The sequence below is a fragment of the Aquibium sp. A9E412 genome, from assembly GCF_030398335.1.
GTDB lineage: Bacteria > Pseudomonadota > Alphaproteobacteria > Rhizobiales > Rhizobiaceae > A9E412.
This window is the reverse complement of the sequence record NZ_JAOAOP010000010.1, coordinates 33,113-52,239: the sequence shown is the minus strand read 5'-3', so window position 1 is coordinate 52,239 and position 19,127 is coordinate 33,113. Positions and strand designations below refer to the sequence as shown.

At 69.2% G+C, this 19,127-nt stretch carries 14 protein-coding genes and 1 tRNA gene; 11 read left to right on the top strand and 4 right to left on the bottom strand.

The window, feature by feature from the left end:
- The first annotated feature begins 56 nt into the window (after positions 1–56).
- On the top strand, positions 57–1,313 hold the full coding sequence (locus tag N1F89_RS06565) for a serine hydrolase domain-containing protein (protein WP_290082705.1): 1,257 nt from the start codon (positions 57–59) through the stop codon (positions 1,311–1,313).
- Between the two features lie 768 nt (positions 1,314–2,081).
- A complete protein-coding gene (locus N1F89_RS06560; RefSeq protein ID WP_290082731.1) occupies positions 2,082–2,876 on the top strand; it encodes an APH(3')-II family aminoglycoside O-phosphotransferase in 795 nt (264 codons plus the stop codon).
- 266 nt (positions 2,877–3,142) lie between these two features.
- Here N1F89_RS06560 and N1F89_RS06555 read toward each other — a convergent pair.
- Positions 3,143–3,219, bottom strand: a tRNA-Arg gene (locus N1F89_RS06555).
- Positions 3,220–4,119: 900 nt separating this feature from the next.
- Here N1F89_RS06555 and N1F89_RS06550 point away from each other — a divergent pair.
- Positions 4,120–5,109, top strand: a complete 990-nt coding sequence (locus N1F89_RS06550) for a diguanylate cyclase (RefSeq protein WP_290082704.1) — start codon at positions 4,120–4,122, stop codon at positions 5,107–5,109.
- Positions 5,110–5,222: 113 nt separating this feature from the next.
- Here the strand turns inward: N1F89_RS06550 and N1F89_RS06545 are convergent, their stop codons facing one another.
- The gene (locus N1F89_RS06545) at positions 5,223–8,711 is read right to left on the bottom strand and encodes a PAS domain-containing hybrid sensor histidine kinase/response regulator (RefSeq protein ID WP_290082702.1); all 3,489 of its coding nucleotides are present in this window, start codon (positions 8,709–8,711) and stop codon (positions 5,223–5,225) included.
- Between the two features lie 272 nt (positions 8,712–8,983).
- Between N1F89_RS06545 and mscL the strand changes: the two genes are divergently transcribed.
- The 5 genes from mscL (at position 8,984) to N1F89_RS06520 (ending at position 12,176) form a co-directional block, all read left to right on the top strand.
- A complete protein-coding gene (gene mscL, locus N1F89_RS06540) occupies positions 8,984–9,424 on the top strand; it encodes a large conductance mechanosensitive channel protein MscL (RefSeq protein ID WP_290082700.1) in 441 nt (146 codons plus the stop codon).
- Positions 9,421–10,605: a pyridoxal phosphate-dependent aminotransferase gene (locus tag N1F89_RS06535; protein WP_290082698.1), complete on the top strand. Its 1,185-nt coding sequence runs from the start codon at positions 9,421–9,423 to the stop codon at positions 10,603–10,605. The genes mscL and N1F89_RS06535 overlap by 4 nt, the downstream gene beginning before the upstream one ends.
- A gap of 173 nt (positions 10,606–10,778) precedes the next feature.
- Positions 10,779–11,027 carry a hypothetical protein gene (locus N1F89_RS06530; protein ID WP_290082696.1) on the top strand — a complete coding sequence of 83 codons (249 nt, stop codon included), beginning with the start codon at positions 10,779–10,781 and terminating at the stop codon, positions 11,025–11,027.
- Positions 11,028–11,086: 59 nt separating this feature from the next.
- Positions 11,087–11,860 (top strand): Crp/Fnr family transcriptional regulator, encoded by a 774-nt coding sequence (locus tag N1F89_RS06525; protein WP_290082695.1) that lies wholly within the window; start codon positions 11,087–11,089, stop codon positions 11,858–11,860.
- A 40-nt stretch (positions 11,861–11,900) separates the two neighbouring features.
- On the top strand, positions 11,901–12,176 hold the full coding sequence (locus N1F89_RS06520; protein WP_290082692.1) for a hypothetical protein: 276 nt from the start codon (positions 11,901–11,903) through the stop codon (positions 12,174–12,176).
- Between the two features lie 26 nt (positions 12,177–12,202).
- On the opposite strand, the gene hemA is transcribed toward N1F89_RS06520, so the two are convergent.
- Positions 12,203–13,480, bottom strand: coding sequence for a 5-aminolevulinate synthase (gene hemA, locus N1F89_RS06515; protein WP_290082690.1), 1,278 nt, complete (start codon positions 13,478–13,480; stop codon positions 12,203–12,205).
- A gap of 184 nt (positions 13,481–13,664) precedes the next feature.
- Positions 13,665–14,210, bottom strand: a complete 546-nt coding sequence (locus N1F89_RS06510) for a MarR family transcriptional regulator (RefSeq protein ID WP_290082688.1) — start codon at positions 14,208–14,210, stop codon at positions 13,665–13,667.
- A 141-nt stretch (positions 14,211–14,351) separates the two neighbouring features.
- Between N1F89_RS06510 and N1F89_RS06505 the strand changes: the two genes are divergently transcribed.
- Genes N1F89_RS06505 through N1F89_RS06495 form a run of 3 tightly spaced genes read left to right on the top strand, consistent with a single transcriptional unit; the run spans position 14,352 to position 19,121 of the window.
- Complete coding sequence (locus N1F89_RS06505) at positions 14,352–16,127, top strand: N-acetylglutaminylglutamine amidotransferase (protein ID WP_290082687.1); 1,776 nt, start codon at positions 14,352–14,354, stop codon at positions 16,125–16,127.
- Between the two features lie 19 nt (positions 16,128–16,146).
- On the top strand, positions 16,147–17,967 hold the full coding sequence (gene ngg, locus N1F89_RS06500; RefSeq protein WP_290082685.1) for an N-acetylglutaminylglutamine synthetase: 1,821 nt from the start codon (positions 16,147–16,149) through the stop codon (positions 17,965–17,967).
- Complete coding sequence (locus N1F89_RS06495; protein WP_290082683.1) at positions 17,964–19,121, top strand: osmoprotectant NAGGN system M42 family peptidase; 1,158 nt, start codon at positions 17,964–17,966, stop codon at positions 19,119–19,121. Before ngg ends, N1F89_RS06495 begins: the two co-directional genes overlap by 4 nt.
- The last annotated feature ends 6 nt before the right edge of the window (positions 19,122–19,127 follow it).

Sequence of the window (19,127 nt, the reverse complement as noted above, 5' to 3'; positions counted from 1 at the left end):
CACGAGTCTCACATCACATTTCCGAGGAAGTGGAAGCCATGAAGGCGTTAAATGGATTGGCACTGGCCACCCTGGTCTGCCTCCTTACTACCTACTCTGCTACAGCCGAACCCGTGGTGATTGGTGGCGACTCGCCGCCGGGCCTTCCGCGCAACGGCCCCGATCAGCCGTCGAGCGCCCCGCCTGACAATCTGCAACGTGGCGAGCGGGTCGTTGGCGGTGCAGGGCAGGGACGCGTCGCCGAACGCGTGACGGAATCGGAAGCGATCGCCGCACTTGCGGAGGAACTGGATCGGCAGACGGCGGCCGACATGTTCGCTGGCGCTGTGATGGTCTCCAGAGACGGGGAGACGATATTTGCGAAGGCCAAAGGTTGCGCTGACATCGAAAGGCAGATCCCCAATGATGTCGACACGGCTTTCGGCATCGGTTCGATGGGCAAGATGTTCACCGGGACCGCCATTCTACAATTGGTGCAGGCCGGCCGGGTTAGCCTCGACGATCCGCTTTCAGCATACCTCCCGGATTATCCGAACGAGGCGATGGCCGCGGCAACCATCCATCAGTTGCTGACTCATACGGCGGGAGCTGGAAACATCTTCGGGCCGGATGAAATCGAGCTCTTCAACGCCAATCGCGAGGACCTGACGGAACCGGAAGACTTCATCGCCCTGTTCGGCGAACGCTCCCCCCGCTTCGAACCGGGGAGCAGTTGGGAATACAGCAACTACGGCTTCATCCTGCTCGGACGCATCATCGAGACAGTAAGCGGGGAAAGCTACTTCGACTATGTCCGCAAGCACATCTTTCAGCCGGCGGGCATGAACTCGACGGACAATTACCCGGTAAGCGAACTGCCGCCGAAAACCGCGATCGGCTACACCCGCGTTCCGCCCGGCGAGAGGCTGAGCGGGCACCCTGTTGGCGGGCAACTGCCGCCGTTGCGGCCGAACACCGATTCCTTGCCATATCGAGGTGGACCAGCAGGTGGCGGGTACTCGACTGTCGGCGATCTCATCCGCTTCGCCACAGCGCTCAGAGAAAATAAGCTGCTGGATGAAGAGCACACAGAGCTTTTAATCGCCGGCAAGGTCGCTTCGATGGGTTCTTCCAGATATGCCTACGGCTTTAGCGACGAGCTTTCGGGGGATGGTGTGAGGGTGGTCGGCCACAATGGTGGCGCCCCGGGCATCTATGGACAGCTGCTGATTTTTCCGGACTCCGGCTACGTGGTCGCCGTGCTTGCCAACCGGGATCCGCAAGGCGCAATTGGTGTGATCCAGTCCATCTCATCTCGTCTACCGGCGAAATGATCGGCGACAGAGCGTTCTCTCGAACGGTTATTCAAGCTGTTCCGCTTGAGTTTGCGCTCTCGGACGACGACGCGGCATTTGATAGCGCCGCGCCTTTATGAATCAACCATGCCGCGCCGGTGAAGCCCGCGCGGCGCCTGACGTCACCGACACGCGACAACAGCGCGTCGTCGACAAAACCGAAACCGGCGACGCAGCGACGTTGATCAATGTTGCCCAACGCATTAGAGGTGCAGTCGGCGCGATTGCGGTGGTGGCTGTCATTGAGCAGGTCGACATCTCGACCCCAGGGTCGGCATACCAAGTTGCGTTTGGGATGCTGGTTGTCGTTTCAGCCTGCGCACTGATCTCTGCAACAAATATGGCAGCGTCAAAACAGGAATAGGCGAGCTGTGCGCCCATCTCTATCCGCGCCCGTTCCGGGAATGGAATTGCGGAAGGCTGGCGAACACCTCGTCTCAGTTGATGCCAAACTCGCAGGAGAGCCGTTGCAGGACATTTCGGGGTTGAACTACGAAAAGCAGCGGATCCTGGCAACGGATTTAGCGGCCTTCCTGAACGAACTGCACTCGATCCCGACCGCCATGGGCTGCTTCGTCCCCTAAATGAGGAATGGAGGTTGCCAAAGAGTTGCCGCGGAACGATGCAGTAACGGAAACATCAATATGGATTCTTGCTCAGGCCGCGCTCACCTCTTTGCCGGAAGGCTTGGACGAGCAGTGTCACAGTAGTTGCACCGAGAGCCAGATCCTGTTTCTACTTGGAAGTATGTTGGAAGAAGAACGTGTTTTGACCCAAGCCCCAATGGCCTGGAAGGAAAAGCTGGCCAGCTACACCTGGACCCAGCAAACAGTCGGCGGCTCGGAAGCGGCGGTATTCCGCGTTGAGGCACCAGGCAGACGGGTTCTGTTCGTGAAAACCGAGCCAGCCGGCTTGTTGAGCGAACTACAAGAAGAGGCAGCGCGGCTGCGCTGGCTGTCAACGACCGGCCTGCCCTGCGCACAGGTGCTTGCTGAGGTCCACCAACAGGAGCGGGATTGGCTGCTGCTGAGCGCGGTGCCCGGCGAAAACCTGCTTTCGGCCTCGATGGGTGCGGAGGAGAAAGTGGCGATGATGGCCGCCGTCTTGCGCCAGCTTCATCAACTCGACCCGACGACCTGCCCGTTTGATCATAGAGCAGAGCACCGCATCGAGCTGGCACGGGCGCGAATGGAGGCCGGCCTGGTAGATCAGGATGATCTCGATGATGAGCATCAGGGTCTTGGGCCGACTGAGCTGTTTGCACGGCTGCAAGCCCGCAAGCCGCTTCGTGAGAACTTGGTAGTCACGCACGGCGACGCTTGTCTGCCAAATGTTATGGTAGAGAGCGGCCGCTTCTCCGGCGTCATCGATTGCGGCCGCCTGGGGTTAGCAGACCGCTGTCAGGATTTAGCATTGACCACACGGGACATCGCCGAGGAGCTCGGTCGCGAATGGGTCAAGCCGTTCCTCGGTCACTATGGCATCAGCGATTTTGATTCCGACCGAGCGGCCTTCTACCGGCTACTTGATGAATTCTACTGAGCACGCACCAGCCGGAGCTTGGGAAACAACCGCTTTGGCTCCCAGGAAGTTGACAGAACACGACGTCGATTAGCCCCCAATGAGCACACGCAGAACCGACACGCCGAAGATGGCGGCTACCGCCGAGATCATCAGCGTGCGCTCGCACAGCGCGTCGGGGTCGCGGACGAAGAGGTTCGTATGGCGAAGTCGGAATAAACCGCGAATGTTAGTCGCAGCATTCAGCATTGAACGCGGGCGTTCGACGTTCATAGTTCTGTTTTAAGTGGCGCACCCGACAGGATTCGAACCTGTGGCCTTCGCCTTCGGAGGGCGACGCTCTATCCAGCTGAGCTACGGGTGCTTACCGGGTCGCAACTGCTTACGCAGTGCTTACGTGAACTTTTCGCGAGTTGAAAGATCAGAATGACGACCTCGCAAATCCTTGTTCTTACAACCTTTTTTCGTCTCCTCTTTGTCGCCAACCCCCTTGACATCAGCCTTCGGAGGGCAGCGCTCTATCCAGCTGAGCTACGGGTGCCCGGGCCGCGCTGCGGCGGCCGACCGCGCCTACATAACCGAAGGCGGGGGTGGCATCAACGGACAATTCCGCCGCGCCGGGCGGCCCGGTCGCGGCGCGCGGCGGGAACGGCATCGGCTGCAAACGGACGCCGCGTCGCCGGGTGCGTCAGCGTCGCCGGGTCAAGCGGGAACCGGTCGGCGCTGCGGATACGCGTCAGAGGATGCCTCGGAGCCGACCGCCGCGTCGCCGAATGTGGCAGGGCGCGCCAGCGTTGCCGGGTCAAGCGGGAGCCGGTCGGCGCTGCGGATATGCGTCAGAGGATGCCTCAGCCGACCGCCACGTCGCCGGGTGTGGCAGGGTGCGCCAGCGTCGCCGGGTGAAGCGGGAGCCGGTCGGCGCTCTTAAGCCGGTCGGCGCTCCGGATACGCGCCGGGCGCTGCCTCGCAGCCGGCCGCCGCGCCTGCGAAAGGCGGGACGGCGCCGGGGCGCGGCGGGGTCTGGTCGACGCGGCGCACGGGTCCTGTCTCCCCGGGCCGCATCGTGGTGCGGAAGGGCGGCGAGCCGGCTTGGCGCGCGGCGCTCGGGCGCCCGTCGGGCATTTGCGTCTGCGCCGGCGCGCGCGGCCGCCGGCATGCCGGGCGGCGGCCTTACGTAGCGTTAAGGCGATGGCAAGAAAGGCCGGACTAACGTTGCGTCACGCACGCATGGCGCCGCGCAGCGGCGCCGCTTGGGGATGTGGCGATGCAGAACCTGGACACGACGCCGTCGGCGGGCGACGGCGGGCTGGCGGCGCTCGCCGGGGCGCTGGCGCGCATGGGGCGGTATGTCGACGACCTGCGCGAGCGCGTCCGACTGCTCGAGGCGGTGATCGAGAACTTTCCCGGCGGCATCTCGCTCTACGACAAGGACCTGCGCATGGTGCTGTGCAACGCGCAGCAGAAGGCGCTGCTCGACTACCCCGACGCGCTGTTCGCCGACGGCTATCCGACGCTCGAGGCGCTGTTCCGCTTCAACGCGCAGCGCGGCGAATACGGCCCGGGCGACGTCGAGGCGCATGTGCGCCGCCGCCTGGCGCTGGCGCGCCAGCGCAGGCCGCACGCCTACGAACGCACGCGGCCGAACGGCACGGTGGTCGAGGTGCGCGGCGTGCCGCTGGCCGGCGGCGGCTTCGTGACCACCTATCTCGACGTCACCGAGCAGCGCCGCAACCAGGCGCTGATCGCGCACATGGCGCATCACGATCCGCTGACCGACCTGCCCAACCGGCTGCTGTTCGCCGACCGGCTGAAGAGCGCCGTCGCGCTCGCCCGGCGCGGCGCGGCGATGGCGGTGCACTATCTCGACATCGACGACTTCAAGCCGGTCAATGACGGCCTCGGCCACAAGGCCGGCGACGAGCTGCTCGTCGGCCTGGCCCGGCGCATGCGCGCCGCGGTGCGCGAAAGCGACACGCTGGCGCGCATCGGCGGCGACGAGTTCGCCATCGTGCAGACCGGCATCCGCGCCGGGCAGGACGCCGGCGTGCTGGCCGGCCGCATCCTGGAGCGGCTTGCCGCGCCGTTCCGTCTCGCCGGCCGCCAGGTGCGCGTCGGCGTGTCGATCGGCATCGCGCTGGCGCCGCGCGACGGGCTCGATTGCGACACGCTGCTCGCCCGCGCCGACGCCGCCCTCTACGCCGCCAAGGGCTCCGGCCGCGGCCGCTTCGCCTTCTTCGCGCCGCAGACGGCGTAGCGCCGGCCGCACGTCCCGCAAGACCGCAGACCGGCTCCGGCGCCGCGTTCCGGCGCGGTTGCGCCCGGCGAACCGGTTGCCGCTTTGCCGCCAGACCGCCGGCGCGGGCTCCGTTACTCCGCCGCCGCCAGCATCTTGCGGTAGCGCGACAGCATGGCGCGCAGCGCGGCCGGCCGCACCGGCTTGTTGAGCACCGGCATGTCGAGCGCCTCGGCGCGCGCGCGCACCTCGTTGGACCGGTCGGCGGTGATCAGCACCGCCGGCACCTCGCGGCCGTAGCGCGCGCGCAGCGCCGCCACCACGGCGATGCCGTTCTCGCCGTCGAGATGGTAGTCGGCGAGGATCACGTCGGGCGGCGTCTCGGGCGGCCTGGCGCCGCCGCGCAGCCCGGCCATGGCGACGACGGTGCAGCCCCAGTCCTGCAGCAGGAGCCGCATGCCCTCCAGGATGCGCCGGTCGTTGTCGATGCACAGCACCGTCAGCCCGTCGAGCAGCACGCTGCGCCCGGCCGCCGCGCGCGCCTCGCCGGCCTGGTCGGCCTGGCCGGCGGCGCTGACCGGCAGCACCACGGAGAAGCGCGTGCCGCGGCCGCGCAGCGAGGCGATCTGGATCTCCAGCCTGAGCACGCGGGCGATGCGGTCGACGATCGACAGGCCGAGGCCCAGCCCCTCGGCCTCGCGCGCGCCCTCGTCGAGGCGGGTGAACTCGCGGAAGACGGTCGACAGCTTGTCCTCGGCGATGCCGATGCCGGTGTCGAAGACCTGCAGCTCGACCAGCCGGCCGCGCCGCCGCGCGCCGATCAGGATGCGGCCGGAGCGGGTGTACTTGATGGCGTTCGACACCAGGTTCTGCACCAGCCGGCGGAACAGGTTGCGGTCGGTGCGCACGGTCAGCGAGGACGGCACGATGGTCAGCGTCAGCCCCTTCTCCGCGGCGAGCGGCTGGAAGTCGGTGCCGATCTGGCGCATCAGCGCGTCGAGCCGGAAGACGCTCGCCGACGGTTTCAGCGCGCCGGTGTCGAGGCGCGAGATGTCGAGCACCGCGCCGAGGATGGTCTCCACCGAATCGAGCGCCGATTCGATGTTGGCGACGCCGTCGCGCACCGGTCCCTGGTCGGTCTTCTCCATCAGCGAGGAGCAGTAGAGCCGTGCGGCGTTGAGCGGCTGCAGGATGTCGTGGCCGGCCGCCGCCAGGAAGCGCGTCTTGCCGAGATTGGCCTCCTCGGCCAGCATCTGCGCCTGGGCGAGCTCCTCGTTGACGCGCGTCAGCTCGGCGGTGCGCCAGGCCACCCGCTGCTCCAGCGTCTCGTTGACGCGCTTGAGCGCCATGTCGGCCGCCACCCGCTGGGTGATGTCGGTGTAGGTCGCCACGATGCCGCCGTCGGGCATCGGGTTGGAGCGCAGCTCGATGATGCGGCCGGAGGTGTGCAGCTCGATCTGCCACGGCGAGCCGAAGCTCGTCAGCCGGTCGAGCGTGGTCACGTCGGCCTCGCGCGGCAGGTCGCCGCGCGCGATCAGGTGCTCGACGATGTGGTCGAGCGACACGCCCACCTGGCCCATCTCGTCGGGCAGGTCGAACAGCGCCCGGTACTGCCGGTTCCAGCAGATCAGCCGGAAGTCCTTGTCGAAGACGGTGATGCCCTGCTCCATCTGGTCGAGCGCCGTCTGCAGCAGGTCGCGGTTGTGCTGCAGCGCCTCCGAGGCGTCGTCGAGCAGGCGCATGGCATCGCGCGAGGACGAATCGTTGCGCTGGAACAGCAGCGACAGGATGAGCCGCGCCGACGACGAGCCGACGGCGCTCGCCAAGAGCTGCTCGGAGTAGCGGATCACCGCCATGCCGGCCTGCTCCTTGCCGTCGAGCGGCCGGCCGTGCGTCTTCTCGAAGGTGACGAAGGAGCGCTCGGTGCGCTCGGCGCCGAGATAGCGCGAGATCGCCTCCTTCAGGTCGTCCACCGTCACCGCGGTGCGGAAGCGCCTGAGATTGGGGATCGGCCCGGCGTCACGCGGCACGAAGATCGCCGCCTGGATGCGCTCCAGCGGCCGGGCGGCGCGTGACAGCGAGCCGAACACGAAGAACAGCGTGTTGAGCGCCAGGCTCCACAGCACGCCGTGGTTGAACGGCTCGGCCACGGTGCCGAACAGCGCCTGCGGGCGCAGCGCGGCGAGCCCGAACGGCCCGTCGGCGATGATGCCGGTGTCGGCCGGCGCCAGCGACGGGAACAGAAGCGTGTAGCCCCACAAGACGAAGCCCGCGCACATGCCGAGCACCGCGCCGCGGCCGTTCGCCCCGCGCCACACCAGGCCGCCGAAGAAGGCGGGCGCGAACTGGGCGATGGCGGCGAACGAGATCAGCCCGATCGCCGCCAGCCGCGTGTTGTTGGTCGTCTCGCGGTAGTAGAGGAAGGCGGCGAACAGGATCAGGAAGATCGCCGCCCGGCGGATGTTGAGGATGACGTTCGACCAGTCCTCCTTCTCGCGGCTGTCGGGCCGCAGCAGCCGGCGCACGAACAGCGGGATCACCAGGTCGTTGGAGATCATGATCGACAGCGCCACGCTGGCCACGATCACCATGGCGGTGGCCGCCGACAGGCCGCCGACGAAGGCCAGGATGGCGAGCAGGTCGTGGCCCTGGAACAGCGGCACCGAAAGCACGTAGAGGTCGGCGTTGGTGCGCGGGCCGACGAAGGCCAGTCCGGCGAAGGCGATCGGCACGACGAACAGGTTGATGAGCACGAGATAGAGCGGGAACAGCGTCGAGGCGGTCTTCAGCTCGTCCTCGCCGCGGTTCTCCACGATGGTGACGTAGAACTGCCGCGGCAGCATGATGATGGCGAAGGCGCTCAGCGTCGTCAGCACCACCCAGGTGGCGAGCGAGGTCGAGTGGTTGAAGGCCTGCTGCACGGCCTCGCTGGCGGCGACCGTGCGCACCAGGTCGAGCGGGCTGCCGAACAGGAAGAAGCTGACCGCGATGCCGGTCGCCAGGAAGGCGGCGAGCTTGACGATCGATTCCACCGCCACCGCCAGCACCAGGCCGTCCTGGTGCTCCGTGGCGTCGGCGTGGCGCGTGCCGAACAGCACGGCGAACAGCGCCAGAAGCATCGCCACGACCAGCGAGATGTCGCCGATCGCCAGCCCGGTGGTCGAGGCCGCGCCGCTGTAGTGCTCGACCATCAGGCTGACGGAATCGGAGATCGCCTTGAGCTGCAGCGCGATGTAGGGGATCGTGCCGAAGGTGGCGATCAGCGTGGCGATCGAGGCGACGGCGAAGCTCTTGCCGTAGCGCGCCGCCAGGAAGTCGGCGATCGAGGTGATCTTCTCCGATTTCGCCAGCCGCACGATGCGCCTGAGCATCGGCCGGGCGAAGACGAAGACGAGCACCGGGCCGATGTAGATCGCCAGGAACTCGAAGCCGCGCTCCGAGGCGAGCCCGACCGAGCCGAAGAAGGTCCAGGAGGTGCAGTAGATCGCCAGGCTGAGCGCGTAGATCAGCGGCCGGGTGCGCGCGGCGTGGCCGCGGGCGGCGCGCCGGTCGCCGATGCTGGCGATGGCGAACAGCATCGTCACATAGGCGATGGCCAGAATCGCGATGCTCCAGCCCTGCACGACGCCGGACCCTCCGCTGGCGGCTCCGGCAGCGCGCGGACCCGCGACAGAACGCGCGGGCCGGCCATGCGCCGGCCGCCGTTCACCGCGAGGCAAGCACAGCCGGCGGGGGGTGTCCAATGCTTCTTTGGGCGAAGACGGCGCCGGCGAGGAGGCGGTCCGGCGGCGACGCGAAAGGCGATTTGCCGGGCCGGCGTCTCTGCTAAGGTGCCGGTCGGGCGCGGCGCGCCGCAGGGCGCGGCCGCCGGTCGTCCGTCGGAGGGAAACTCAGCATGCTCAAGGAATTCCAGGAGTTCGTCGCGCGCGGCAACGTCATGGACCTGGCCGTCGGCGTCATCATCGGCGGCGCCTTCGGGCTGATCGTGACGTCGCTGGTCGACGACATCATCATGCCGATCGTCGGCGCCATCTTCGGTGGCCTCGATTTTTCCAACTACTTCGTGGCGCTGGCGCCGGAGGTGACGGCGACGACGCTCGAGGCGGCGCGCGAGCAGGGTGCCGTGCTCGCCTATGGCAGCTTCCTCACGGTGCTGCTCAACTTCCTGATCCTCGCCTGGATCATCTTCCTTATGGTGCGCGCGGTGAACAATCTGCGCCGCCGCGTGGTGCAGGAGAAGACCGAGGCGCCGACCGAGCCGCCGGCGCCGCCGGCCGACGTCAAGCTGCTGACGGAGATCCGCGACCTGCTGGCCACCCGCCCCGGCGCGGCATGAGCGAGGCGCCGGGCGCGCGGCTTCTGGCGGCGCTGCGGGCAGAGGCGCGCGCCGCGCCCGAAAGCGGCATCGTGGCGGTGGTCAACCACGCCCGCGGCCGCGACGGGCTGATTCCGCTGTGGGTCGGCGAGGGCGACAGCCCGACGCCGGCCTTCATCGTGCGCGCGGCGAGCCGGGCGCTCGAGGCCGGCGAGACCTTCTACACCTGGCAGCGCGGCGTGCCGGAGCTGCGCCGCGCGCTCGCCGACTACCACGCCCGCCACTTCGGCCGGCCGTTCGTGCCCGAGCGTTTCATCGTCACCGGCGGCGGCATGCAGGCGATCCGCCTGGCGCTCGAGGCGGTGGCCGGCGCCGGCGACGAGATCGTCTACCTGTCGCCGGCCTGGCCGAACTTCCCGGCCGCCTTCGCCATTGCCGGCGGCCGGCCCGTCGCGGTCGGCCTGGAGCGCGGCGCGGCCGGCTGGCGGCTCGATCCCGACCGCCTCGCCGCGGCGATCACGCCGCGCACGCGGGCGCTGTTCGTCAACACGCCGTCCAACCCGACCGGCTGGACCGCCGACCGCGCCACGCTCGCGGCGATCCTGACGCTCGCCCGCCGGCACGGCCTGTGGATCATCGCCGACGAGATCTACAGCCGCTTCGTCTACGACGCGCCGCGCGCCGCCTCCTTTCACGACATCGCTGACGACGACGACCGCATCCTCCACGTCAACAGCTTCTCCAAGAACTGGGCGATGACCGGCTGGCGCGTCGGCTGGCTGGAGGTCCATCCGGCCCTGCAGCAGGTGTTCGAGAACCTGGTGCAGTACGCCACCTCGGGCGTCGCCGCCTTCATGCAGCGCGGCGCGGTCGCCGCGCTCGACGAGGGCGACGGCTTCGTCGACGCGCAGGTGGCGCGGGCGGGCGAGGGCCGCGACCGCGTCTGCGCCATCCTCCAGGCGACGGGGCGCGTGCGGCTGGCGCCGCCGGCCGGCGCCTTCTACCTGTTCTTCTCGATCGACGGGGTGGCCGACACGCGCGCTGCCGCGCTGCGCATCGTCGACGAGACCGGCGTCGGCCTGGCGCCCGGCACCGCCTTCGGCCCCGGCGGCGAGGCCTGCTTCCGGCTGTGCTTCAACCGCCGCATCGACCAGCTCGAGGCCGCCGCGCACCGCCTCGCCGCGTGGCTCGGAGACGGCTAGACCGTTTCCAGGCGACGCGGAAACCGGTTCGCCGTCCGCAAGCGCGTCGAGACAACGGCCCGGAGCCGATCTGCGATGCCGCGAGACGCAGATCGGCTCCGGGTCCGCACGCCACAAAGGTTAATGCGGATGTCTCCGTTCCGGCCTAGCGTCGCCGGATGGAGGAGGCGGCGATGCACCAGCTCAGGACCAAGGCGACCACCGAGCAGATCATCGAGCGGGTGGTCATGCAGCGCAGACCCGGCGATCTGCTGTCGATGCGGGCGGCCGTGCGCCGCGTCCGCAGCGAGCTTCCCGCCTGCGAACTGACCGACGCCGAGCTGGTCGAGCCGATCGCCCGGCGCGCCTTGCTGCGCGGTTGCAGCATCAGCTTCGACCTCGAGGCGGGCGGCAACGGGTTCGCGGCGCCGCTGGAGTCGTGACCGCCGATGGTCTAGGGTCGGCCGGGCGCAGCAGGGAAGGGAGACCGAGGCTGCAAACCATGCACCGACCGAGCCCGCTTGTCCGCAAGCTGTCGCACGGCGCGCGCCTGTCGCGCGAGGACTGCGAACGGCTCGCGGCTGTCGAGCGCGACCGCCGGATCGTCGCACCGCGGACCGACCTGATCATCGAGGGCGAAGAGCCCGAGCACGTGCATCTGGTGGTGAGCGGCTACGCCTGCCGCTACAAGACGCTCGACGACGGCTCGCGCTCGATCATGGCGCTGCTCGTGCCCGGCGACTTCTGCGACCTGCACGTCGCCATCCTGGGCCGCATGGACCATTCGATCGCCACCGTGTCGGAATGCGAGATCGTCCGCATCGCGCGGCCGACCATCGAGCGTCTGACCGAGCGCTATCCGACGGTCACCCGGGCGCTCTGGTGGGCGACGCTGGTCGACGAGGCGGTGCTGCGCGAATGGCTCGTCAACATGGGCCGGCGCAAGACCAACCAGCAGATCGCGCACCTGTTCTGCGAGCTCTACGTGCGCATGCGCACCGTCGGGTGCACCGACGGGAACAGCTTCGCCTTTCCGCTGACGCAGGACGAGCTGGCCGACACGCTCGGCATCTCGACGGTCCATCTCAACCGCAGCCTGCAGAAGCTGCGCGAGGACGGTCTCGTCGAATTCCAGGGGCGCGTTGTCACCGTGCCCGATCTCGACCGGCTGAGCCGCTACGCCGGCTTCACGGCGAACTACCTTCACCTGCGCGTCCTGCCCGACGAGCCGCCGGTGGCCGACGAACGGCCGCGCGGCCGGTGCGGCCCCCGATAGCGCCGGCCCTGCGGGCACGACCGGCGATGCGAGGTGGCTGATGCCACGCTTCTATTTCGACATCAACGACGGCCGGCGCGAGACGCACGACGCCGTCGGCCTGCGCTGCGACAGCCGCGACGCGCTGCTCGGCGCCGCGGTCTCGGTGCTGCCGGAGGTGGCGAGCGAGGAACTGCCGGACAACATGCGCCGCGTGTTCACGGTGAAGGTGCGCAACGCCGCGGGCCGCTACGTGCTCTACGCCTCGCTCAGCCTGGCGGCCGACTGGCTGGACGAATCCGCCGAGGCGACGGGCTTCGCTCCGCCCGAGACGTGAAGGGTCGCGCGCTTCGCGGTGCGGCCTCAGCCGCCCGATTTGGCGACGATCAGCGGCACCACGCGGTCGGAGCGCACCACCGGCGGCGCCTCGCTGCCCTGGAAGGGGATGCCGAGCGTCTGCCACGTCTCCATCAGCGCGTCGCGCAGGCCGTTGATCAGCGCGTCGCCGTGGAACGGCGTCGGCGTGATGCGCAGCCGCTCCGTGCCGCGCGGCACGGTCGGATAGTTGATCGGCTGGATGTAGATGCCGTGCACGGTGAGCAGCCGGTCGCTGGCGCGCTTGCACAGCTCGGGATCGCCGACCAGCAGCGGCACGATGTGCGTCTGCGACAGCATCACCGGCAGGCCGGCTTCGTCGAGCACGTCCTTGGTGCGCTGCGCCTGGCGCTGGTGCTTGCGGCGTTCGGCCTGCGAGCGCTTCAGGTGGCGGATCGAGGCGGTCGCGGCACCGGCGATCGCCGGCGGCAGCGCCGTGGTGAAGATGAAGCCCGGCGCGTAGGAGCGCACCGCATCGACCACCGAGCGCGCGCCGGCGATGTAGCCGCCCAGCGTGCCGAACGCCTTGGCGAGCGTGCCCTCGATCACGTCGATGCGCTCGGCCAGCCCCTCGCGCTCGGTGATGCCGCCGCCGCGCTCGCCGTACATGCCGACGGCGTGCACCTCGTCGATGTAGGTCATCGCGTTGTAGCGCTCGGCCAGGTCGGCGATCGCGGCGATCGGCGCGATGTCGCCGTCCATCGAGTAGACGGACTCGAAGACGATCAGCTTGGCGCGCTCGCGGCCGGCCGCCCTGAGCAGGCTTTCCAGATGCGCCATGTCGTTGTGGCGGAAGATCTTCTTCTCCGCGCCCGAGCGCCGCACCCCCTCGATCATCGAGGCATGGTTGAGCTCGTCCGACAGCACCAGGCAGTCGGGCAGGAGCCGCGCGATGGTCGAGATCGACGCCTCGTTGGACACGAAGCCGGAGGTGAAGACGAGCGCGGCCTCCTTGCCGTGCAGGTCGGCGAGCTCGAGTTCCAGCTCGACCAGCGGATGGTTGGTGCCCGAGATGTTGCGCGTGCCGCCGGCGCCCGAGCCCATGCGCGAGGCGGTGTTGCGCATCGCGGCGACGACGTCGGGATGCTGACCCATGCCGAGATAGTCGTTGGAGCACCACACGACGATCTCCTTCGCCGTGCCGTCGGCCCGCCAGATGGCGCGCGGAAACGCGCCGGCGATGCGCTCGAGGTCGGCGAACACCCGGTAGCGCCGCTCCGCGTGGAGCTGGTCGATCGCCTCGTCGAAGAACCGCTGGTAGTTCATGTCGTCCAATCCGCCTTTCCGCGCATGCACATGGGTGCGGGCCGGCCCGAAGTCCACGCCGGCGGGCCGCCGGCCGCACCCTTTCGGCGAGCGGACCACAAAGCGGCCGCGCGCGATTTGATCCACCGCAAGGGCGCGGCCGGCCGGCGGCATTTTTTTCGCGCGGAACGCGAAGGACGCAGGCTCAGCGGCGCGTGCGCGGCAGCGCCGGAGCGGCCTCGTCCGGACGGGCGGGAAGCGCGGCGGTCTCCGCCGCCGGCGCCTCGCGCGCCATCATGTCGGCGAGCTGGCGCGCCGCCTCGACGATCTGCCGCCGGCGCGCCGCCGGCAGCAGGAAGAAGCGCCCGGCGAACGGGTCGCCCAGCGCCTCCGGCGCGCGCGCCACGACGGCGCGGCCGCGCGCCGTCAACCGGGTGTGCACCACGCGCCGGTCGCTCAGCGAGCGGTAGCGGTCGATCAGGCCGCGCTCCTCGAGATTGTCGAGCACGGTGACCACCGTCGCCGGGCTGAGGTCGGCATGCGCCGACAGCGCCGTCGTCGTCACCTCGCCGAGCGCGGCGATGGCGCGCAGGATGAAGAGCTGCGGCGCCGTCAGCCCGACGGTCTTGACCAGCGTGCGCGACTGCAGGTCGCTGGCGCGCACGATGCGGCGGATCGCCTTTTCCACCGCGCGCAGCTCGTCCTGCGGGAACGGATCGTCCTGCCTGGCGTTGTCGTCCCGTGCACTCATGACGACCATGAAAGATTTGACATCAAAACATTAGAACTATAACTAGTTTGCGTGGCCGCGCAACACGCAAATCGCGTTTCGTGCCGGCCGGCGAACGGGATCGACGAAAAAGGATCGACAAAGGAGGGGCTGCCGCTTTCGATGTGCGGAATCTGCGGAGAAGTGAGGTTCGACGGCAGCCAGCCTTCGCCGGCGGTGCTGGCGGCGATGATGGATGCGATGGCGCCGCGCGGACCGGACGGCGCGGGCGCCGTGCTGCACGGCCCGGCCGCCTTCGGCCACCGGCGGCTCAAGATCATCGACCTGTCGGAAAAATCGCGCCAGCCGATGGTCGATTCCGAGCTCGGCCTGACCATCGCCTTCAACGGCTGCATCTACAACTATCCCGAGCTGCGCGCCGAGCTGGAGGAGAAGGGCTACCGCTTCTTCTCGACCGGCGACACCGAGGTCATCCTCAAGGCGTGGCACGCCTGGGGCGAGCAGGCGCTCGGCCGGCTGCACGGCATGTTCGCCTTCGTGCTGCAGGAGCGCGAGTCCGGCCGCGTGGTGATGGCGCGCGACCGCTTCGGCATCAAGCCGCTCTATCTCGCCGAGACGCCGCAGGCGATCCGTTTCGCCTCGTCGCTGCCGGCACTGGTCAAGGCCGGCGGCGTCGACACCGGGATCGACCGTGAGGCGCTGCACACCTACATGACCTTCCACGCCGTGGTGCCGCCGCCGCGCACCATCCTGAAGGGCGTGCGCAAGCTGCCGCCGGCGACCATCCGCATCATCGAGGCCGACGGCCGCCAGCGCGACACGGTCTACTGGGACCCGCCCTTCGCGCGCGATCCGGCGCTCGCCGCGCTGTCGCCCGACGAGTGGCGTGACCGCGTGCTCGACGCGTTGCGGCTCGCCGTCAAGCGGCGCATGGTCGCCGACGTGCCGGTCGGCGTGCTGCTGTCGGGCGGCGTCGATTCCAGCCTCATCGTCGGGCTTCTGGCCGAGGCCGGCCAGAGCGGCCTGATGACCTTCTCCGTCGGCTTCGAGGAGGCGCACGGCGAGAAGGGCGACGAGTTCGACTATTCCGACCTGGTCGCCAAGCGCTTCGGCACCGATCACCACAAGATCTTCGTGCCCTCCGACCAGCTCATGGATGCGCTGCCGGGCACCTTCGCGGCGATGTCGGAGCCGATGGTCTCCTACGACAATGTCGGCTTCTATCTCCTGTCGAAGGAGGTCTCCAAGCACATCAAGGTGGTGCAGTCGGGGCAGGGCGCCGACGAGGTGTTCGGCGGCTACCACTGGTATCCGCCGCTGATGAGCTCGAACGACGTGGTGTCCGACTATGCCCGCGTCTTCTTCGACCGGTCGCACGAGACGCTGAAGACGCAGCTCGCCGACGCGTGGATCGCCGACCGCGACGTCAGCCGCGAGCTGGTCGCCGAGCGCCTGCACCGGCCGGGTGCCGACACGCCGGTGGATGCCGCGCTGCGGCTCGATTCCACCGTCATGCTGGTCGACGACCCGGTCAAGCGCGTCGACAACATGACGATGGCCTGGGGGCTGGAGGCGCGCGTGCCGTTCCTCGATCACGAGCTGGTCGAGCTCGCCGCCCGCATCCCGCCGGAGGAAAAGCTCAAGCAGGGCGGCAAGGGCGTGCTCAAGGAGGCCGCCCGCCTGGTGGTGCCGCACGAGGTGATCGACCGCAAGAAGGGCTACTTCCCCGTGCCGCAGCTCAAATATGTCGGCGGGCCGTATCTCGACATGGTGCGCGATGCGCTGTCCTCGGCGCCGGCGCGCGAGCGCGGCCTGTTCCGGCAGGACTATCTCGACCGGCTGTTCGCCGCGCCCGCCGACCACATCACCCCGCTGCGCGGCTCGGAGCTGTGGCAGGTGGGGCTGCTGGAGATGTGGCTGCAGACGCACGGGATCTGAGCACGAAAGGGCTACGGCCATGGCACGACACGACGACGCCGGCGCGCGCGCCAAGGGCCGCGGCGACAGGGCGATCCGCCATCGCCTGCAGCGCCTGCGCAGCGAATCCATGAAGCCGACCATCGGCGCGCCGCACGAGCGCCCCGACAGCGAGCAGCCGAAGGCGGTGTCGCTCGATCTCGGCTGGGGGCGGCTGCTGTTCGCCCAGACCTTCGAGGACAACGTCTCGATCGCCGAGGCGCTGCACGAGGAGGGACCGCAGCGCCGCGACATCGCCTTCTACATCCGCGACCCGCACGTGCTGCTGTCGCTCGCCCCGCAGGAGCTGTTCCTCGATCCCTCGCACACCTACCGGCTCGATCTCGCCACCTACCGGCCGAGCCGGCGCCAGCCGCGCGGCTTCTTCATCCGCCGGCTGACCTCCGAGGCCGACGCCGAGGCGGTCAACGCCATCTACGCCCAGCGCGGCATGGTGACCGTGCGGCCCGACTTCTTCTGGTCGAAGCGCGACAGCCGCGCCATCACCTATTTCGTCGCCGAGGACGACGCGACGGGCGACATCGTCGGCACCGTCACCGGCGTCGACCACCGGCGCGTCTTCAACGATCCCGAGAACGGCACCTCCCTGTGGTGCCTGGCCGTCGATCCGCAGTGCAGCCACCCCGGCGTCGGCGAACTGCTGGTGCGCCGGCTGGCCGAGCACTTCAAGGCGCGCGGCGCCTCCTATCTCGACCTGTCGGTGCTGCACGACAACCGCCAGGCGATCGCGCTCTACGAGAAGATCGGCTTCCACCGGGTGCCGGTGTTCGCGGTCAAGCGCAAGAACCCGATCAACGAGAAGCTGTTCACCCATCCGCCGCAGGACTACGACCGGCTCAACCCTTATGCCCGCATCATCGTCGACGAGGCGCACCGGCGCGGCGTCGCCGTCGACGTCACCGACGCGGAGGGCGGCTTCTTCCGCCTGTCCTTCGGCGGCCGCTCGATCCACTGCCGCGAGAGCCTGTCGGAGCTCACCTCGGCCGTTGCCATGTCGATCTGCGACGACAAGGCGGTGACCCGCCGCATGGTCGAGCGCGCCGGCATCGCGGTGCCCGAGCAGCTCGAGGCGGGCGACGACCGGGCCGCGCTCGCCGGCTTCCTCGACAAGCACGGCCGCGTCGTCGTCAAGCCGGCGCGCGGCGAGCAGGGCCGCGGCGTCTCGGTCGGCCTCGAGACGGTCGACGAGGTCGAGGCGGCGATCGCCGAGGCGCGCCGCATCTCCGACCGCGTGCTGCTGGAAGCCTGCTTCGAGGGCGAGGATCTGCGCCTGGTGGTGATCGACTATCGCGTGGTGGCGGCCGCCGTGCGCCGCCCGCCGCGCGTCGTCGGCGACGGCCGCGGCACGATCGAGGAGCTGATCGCCCACCTGTCGCGCCGGCGCGCCGCGGCGACCGGCGGCGAGAGCCGCATTCCCGTCGACGACGAGACGCGGCGCTGCCTGTCGGCGGCCGGCTGGGCGCTCGACGACGTGCCGCCGGCCAACGAGGAGGTGGTGGTGCGCAAGACGGCCAACCTGCACACCGGCGGCTCGATCCACGACGTCACCGAGGTCACCCACGCGCGGCTGATCGAGGCGGCCTGCGCGGCCGCCCGGGCGATCGACATCCCGGTCGTCGGCATCGACCTGATGGTGCGCTCGCCGCGCGAGCCGGACTACGTCTTCATCGAGGCGAACGAGCGGCCGGGCCTGGCCAACCACGAGCCGCAGCCGACCGCAGAGCGCTTCGTCGACCTGCTGTTCCCGCGTTCGGGCCAGCAGTCGGCGGCGCGCGCGCTGGCACCGCGAGGGGGAAAGTGAGCAGACTCAGAATCGACGTCGACTATCTGCGCGAGCAGCTTCGCGCGCTGCTTTCGATCGACAGCCCGACCGGCTACACCGACACGATCGTGCGGCACTGCACGCAGGAGCTGGAGCGGCTCGGGCTGGAGCCGGAGCTGACGCGCCGCGGCGCGATCCGCGCGGTGTGGCGCGGCGAGCGGCGCGAGGCCGCCCGCGCCATCATCGCGCATCTCGACACGCTCGGCGCCCAGGTCAAGAACGTCCGCGACAACGGCCGCCTCGAGCTGGTGCCGGTCGGCCACTGGTCGGCTCGCTTCGCCGAGGGCGCGCGGGTGACGATCTACACCGAGAAGGGCAGCTACCGCGGCACCATCCTGCCGCTCAAGGCCTCCGGCCACACCTTCAACGACGCCGTCGACGAGATGGACGTCGGCTGGGAGCATGTCGAGGTGCGCATCGACGCGATCACCTGGAACCGCGCCGACACGCGCGCGCTGGGCATCGAGATCGGCGACTTCGTGGCGGTCGACCCGCAGCCCGAGTTCCTCGACAACGGCTTCATCAACGCCCGCCACCTCGACGACAAGGCCGGCGTCGCCATCGCGCTCGCCGCGCTGCAGGCGATGCGCCGCGAGAAGGCGGTCACCCCGGTCGACACCTACTGGCTGTTCACCATCGCCGAGGAGGTCGGCGTCGGCGCGGCCTCGATCGTCACGCCGGAGATCGCCTCCATGGTGACCATCGACAACGGCACCTCGGCGCCCGGCCAGAACTCCTCGGAGTTCGGCGTCACCGTCGCCATGGCCGACCAGGCGGGACCGTTCGACTACCACCTGACCAAGAAGCTGGTCGACCTGTGCCGCGACGAGGACATCCGCTACCAGAAGGACGTCTTCCGCTACTACCGCTCCGACTCCGCCTCCGCCATCGAGGCCGGCCACGACATCCGCACGGCGCTGATCGCCTTCGGCGTCGACGCCTCGCACGGCTACGAGCGCATCCACACCCATGCGCTGCGCTCGGTCGCCGAGCTGGTGACGGCCTATGTGACGAGCCCGCTGGAGATCGAGCGCGACGTGGAGGAGCTGTCGGACCTGGAGGGTTTCACCGAGCAGCCGACCGAGGCGGCCGAGCAGCCCGAGCGGCCGGCGCGGCTGCCCGATCCGCGCTGAGCCGCC

Bases quoted from the DNA above. Each gene is read 5' to 3' on its own strand.
- N1F89_RS06560 (WP_290082731.1), top strand. From the start codon at position 2,082: ATGTTGGAAGAAGAACGTGTTTTGACCCAAGCCCCAATGGCCTGGAAG.
- N1F89_RS06550 (WP_290082704.1), top strand. From the start codon at position 4,120: ATGCAGAACCTGGACACGACGCCGTCGGCGGGCGACGGCGGGCTGGCG.
- mscL (WP_290082700.1), top strand. From the start codon at position 8,984: ATGCTCAAGGAATTCCAGGAGTTCGTCGCGCGCGGCAACGTCATGGAC.
- N1F89_RS06535 (WP_290082698.1), top strand. From the start codon at position 9,421: ATGAGCGAGGCGCCGGGCGCGCGGCTTCTGGCGGCGCTGCGGGCAGAG.
- N1F89_RS06530 (WP_290082696.1), top strand. From the start codon at position 10,779: ATGCACCAGCTCAGGACCAAGGCGACCACCGAGCAGATCATCGAGCGG.
- N1F89_RS06525 (WP_290082695.1), top strand. From the start codon at position 11,087: ATGCACCGACCGAGCCCGCTTGTCCGCAAGCTGTCGCACGGCGCGCGC.
- N1F89_RS06520 (WP_290082692.1), top strand. From the start codon at position 11,901: ATGCCACGCTTCTATTTCGACATCAACGACGGCCGGCGCGAGACGCAC.
- hemA (WP_290082690.1), bottom strand. From the start codon at position 13,480: ATGAACTACCAGCGGTTCTTCGACGAGGCGATCGACCAGCTCCACGCG.
- N1F89_RS06510 (WP_290082688.1), bottom strand. From the start codon at position 14,210: ATGAGTGCACGGGACGACAACGCCAGGCAGGACGATCCGTTCCCGCAG.
- N1F89_RS06505 (WP_290082687.1), top strand. From the start codon at position 14,352: ATGTGCGGAATCTGCGGAGAAGTGAGGTTCGACGGCAGCCAGCCTTCG.
- ngg (WP_290082685.1), top strand. From the start codon at position 16,147: ATGGCACGACACGACGACGCCGGCGCGCGCGCCAAGGGCCGCGGCGAC.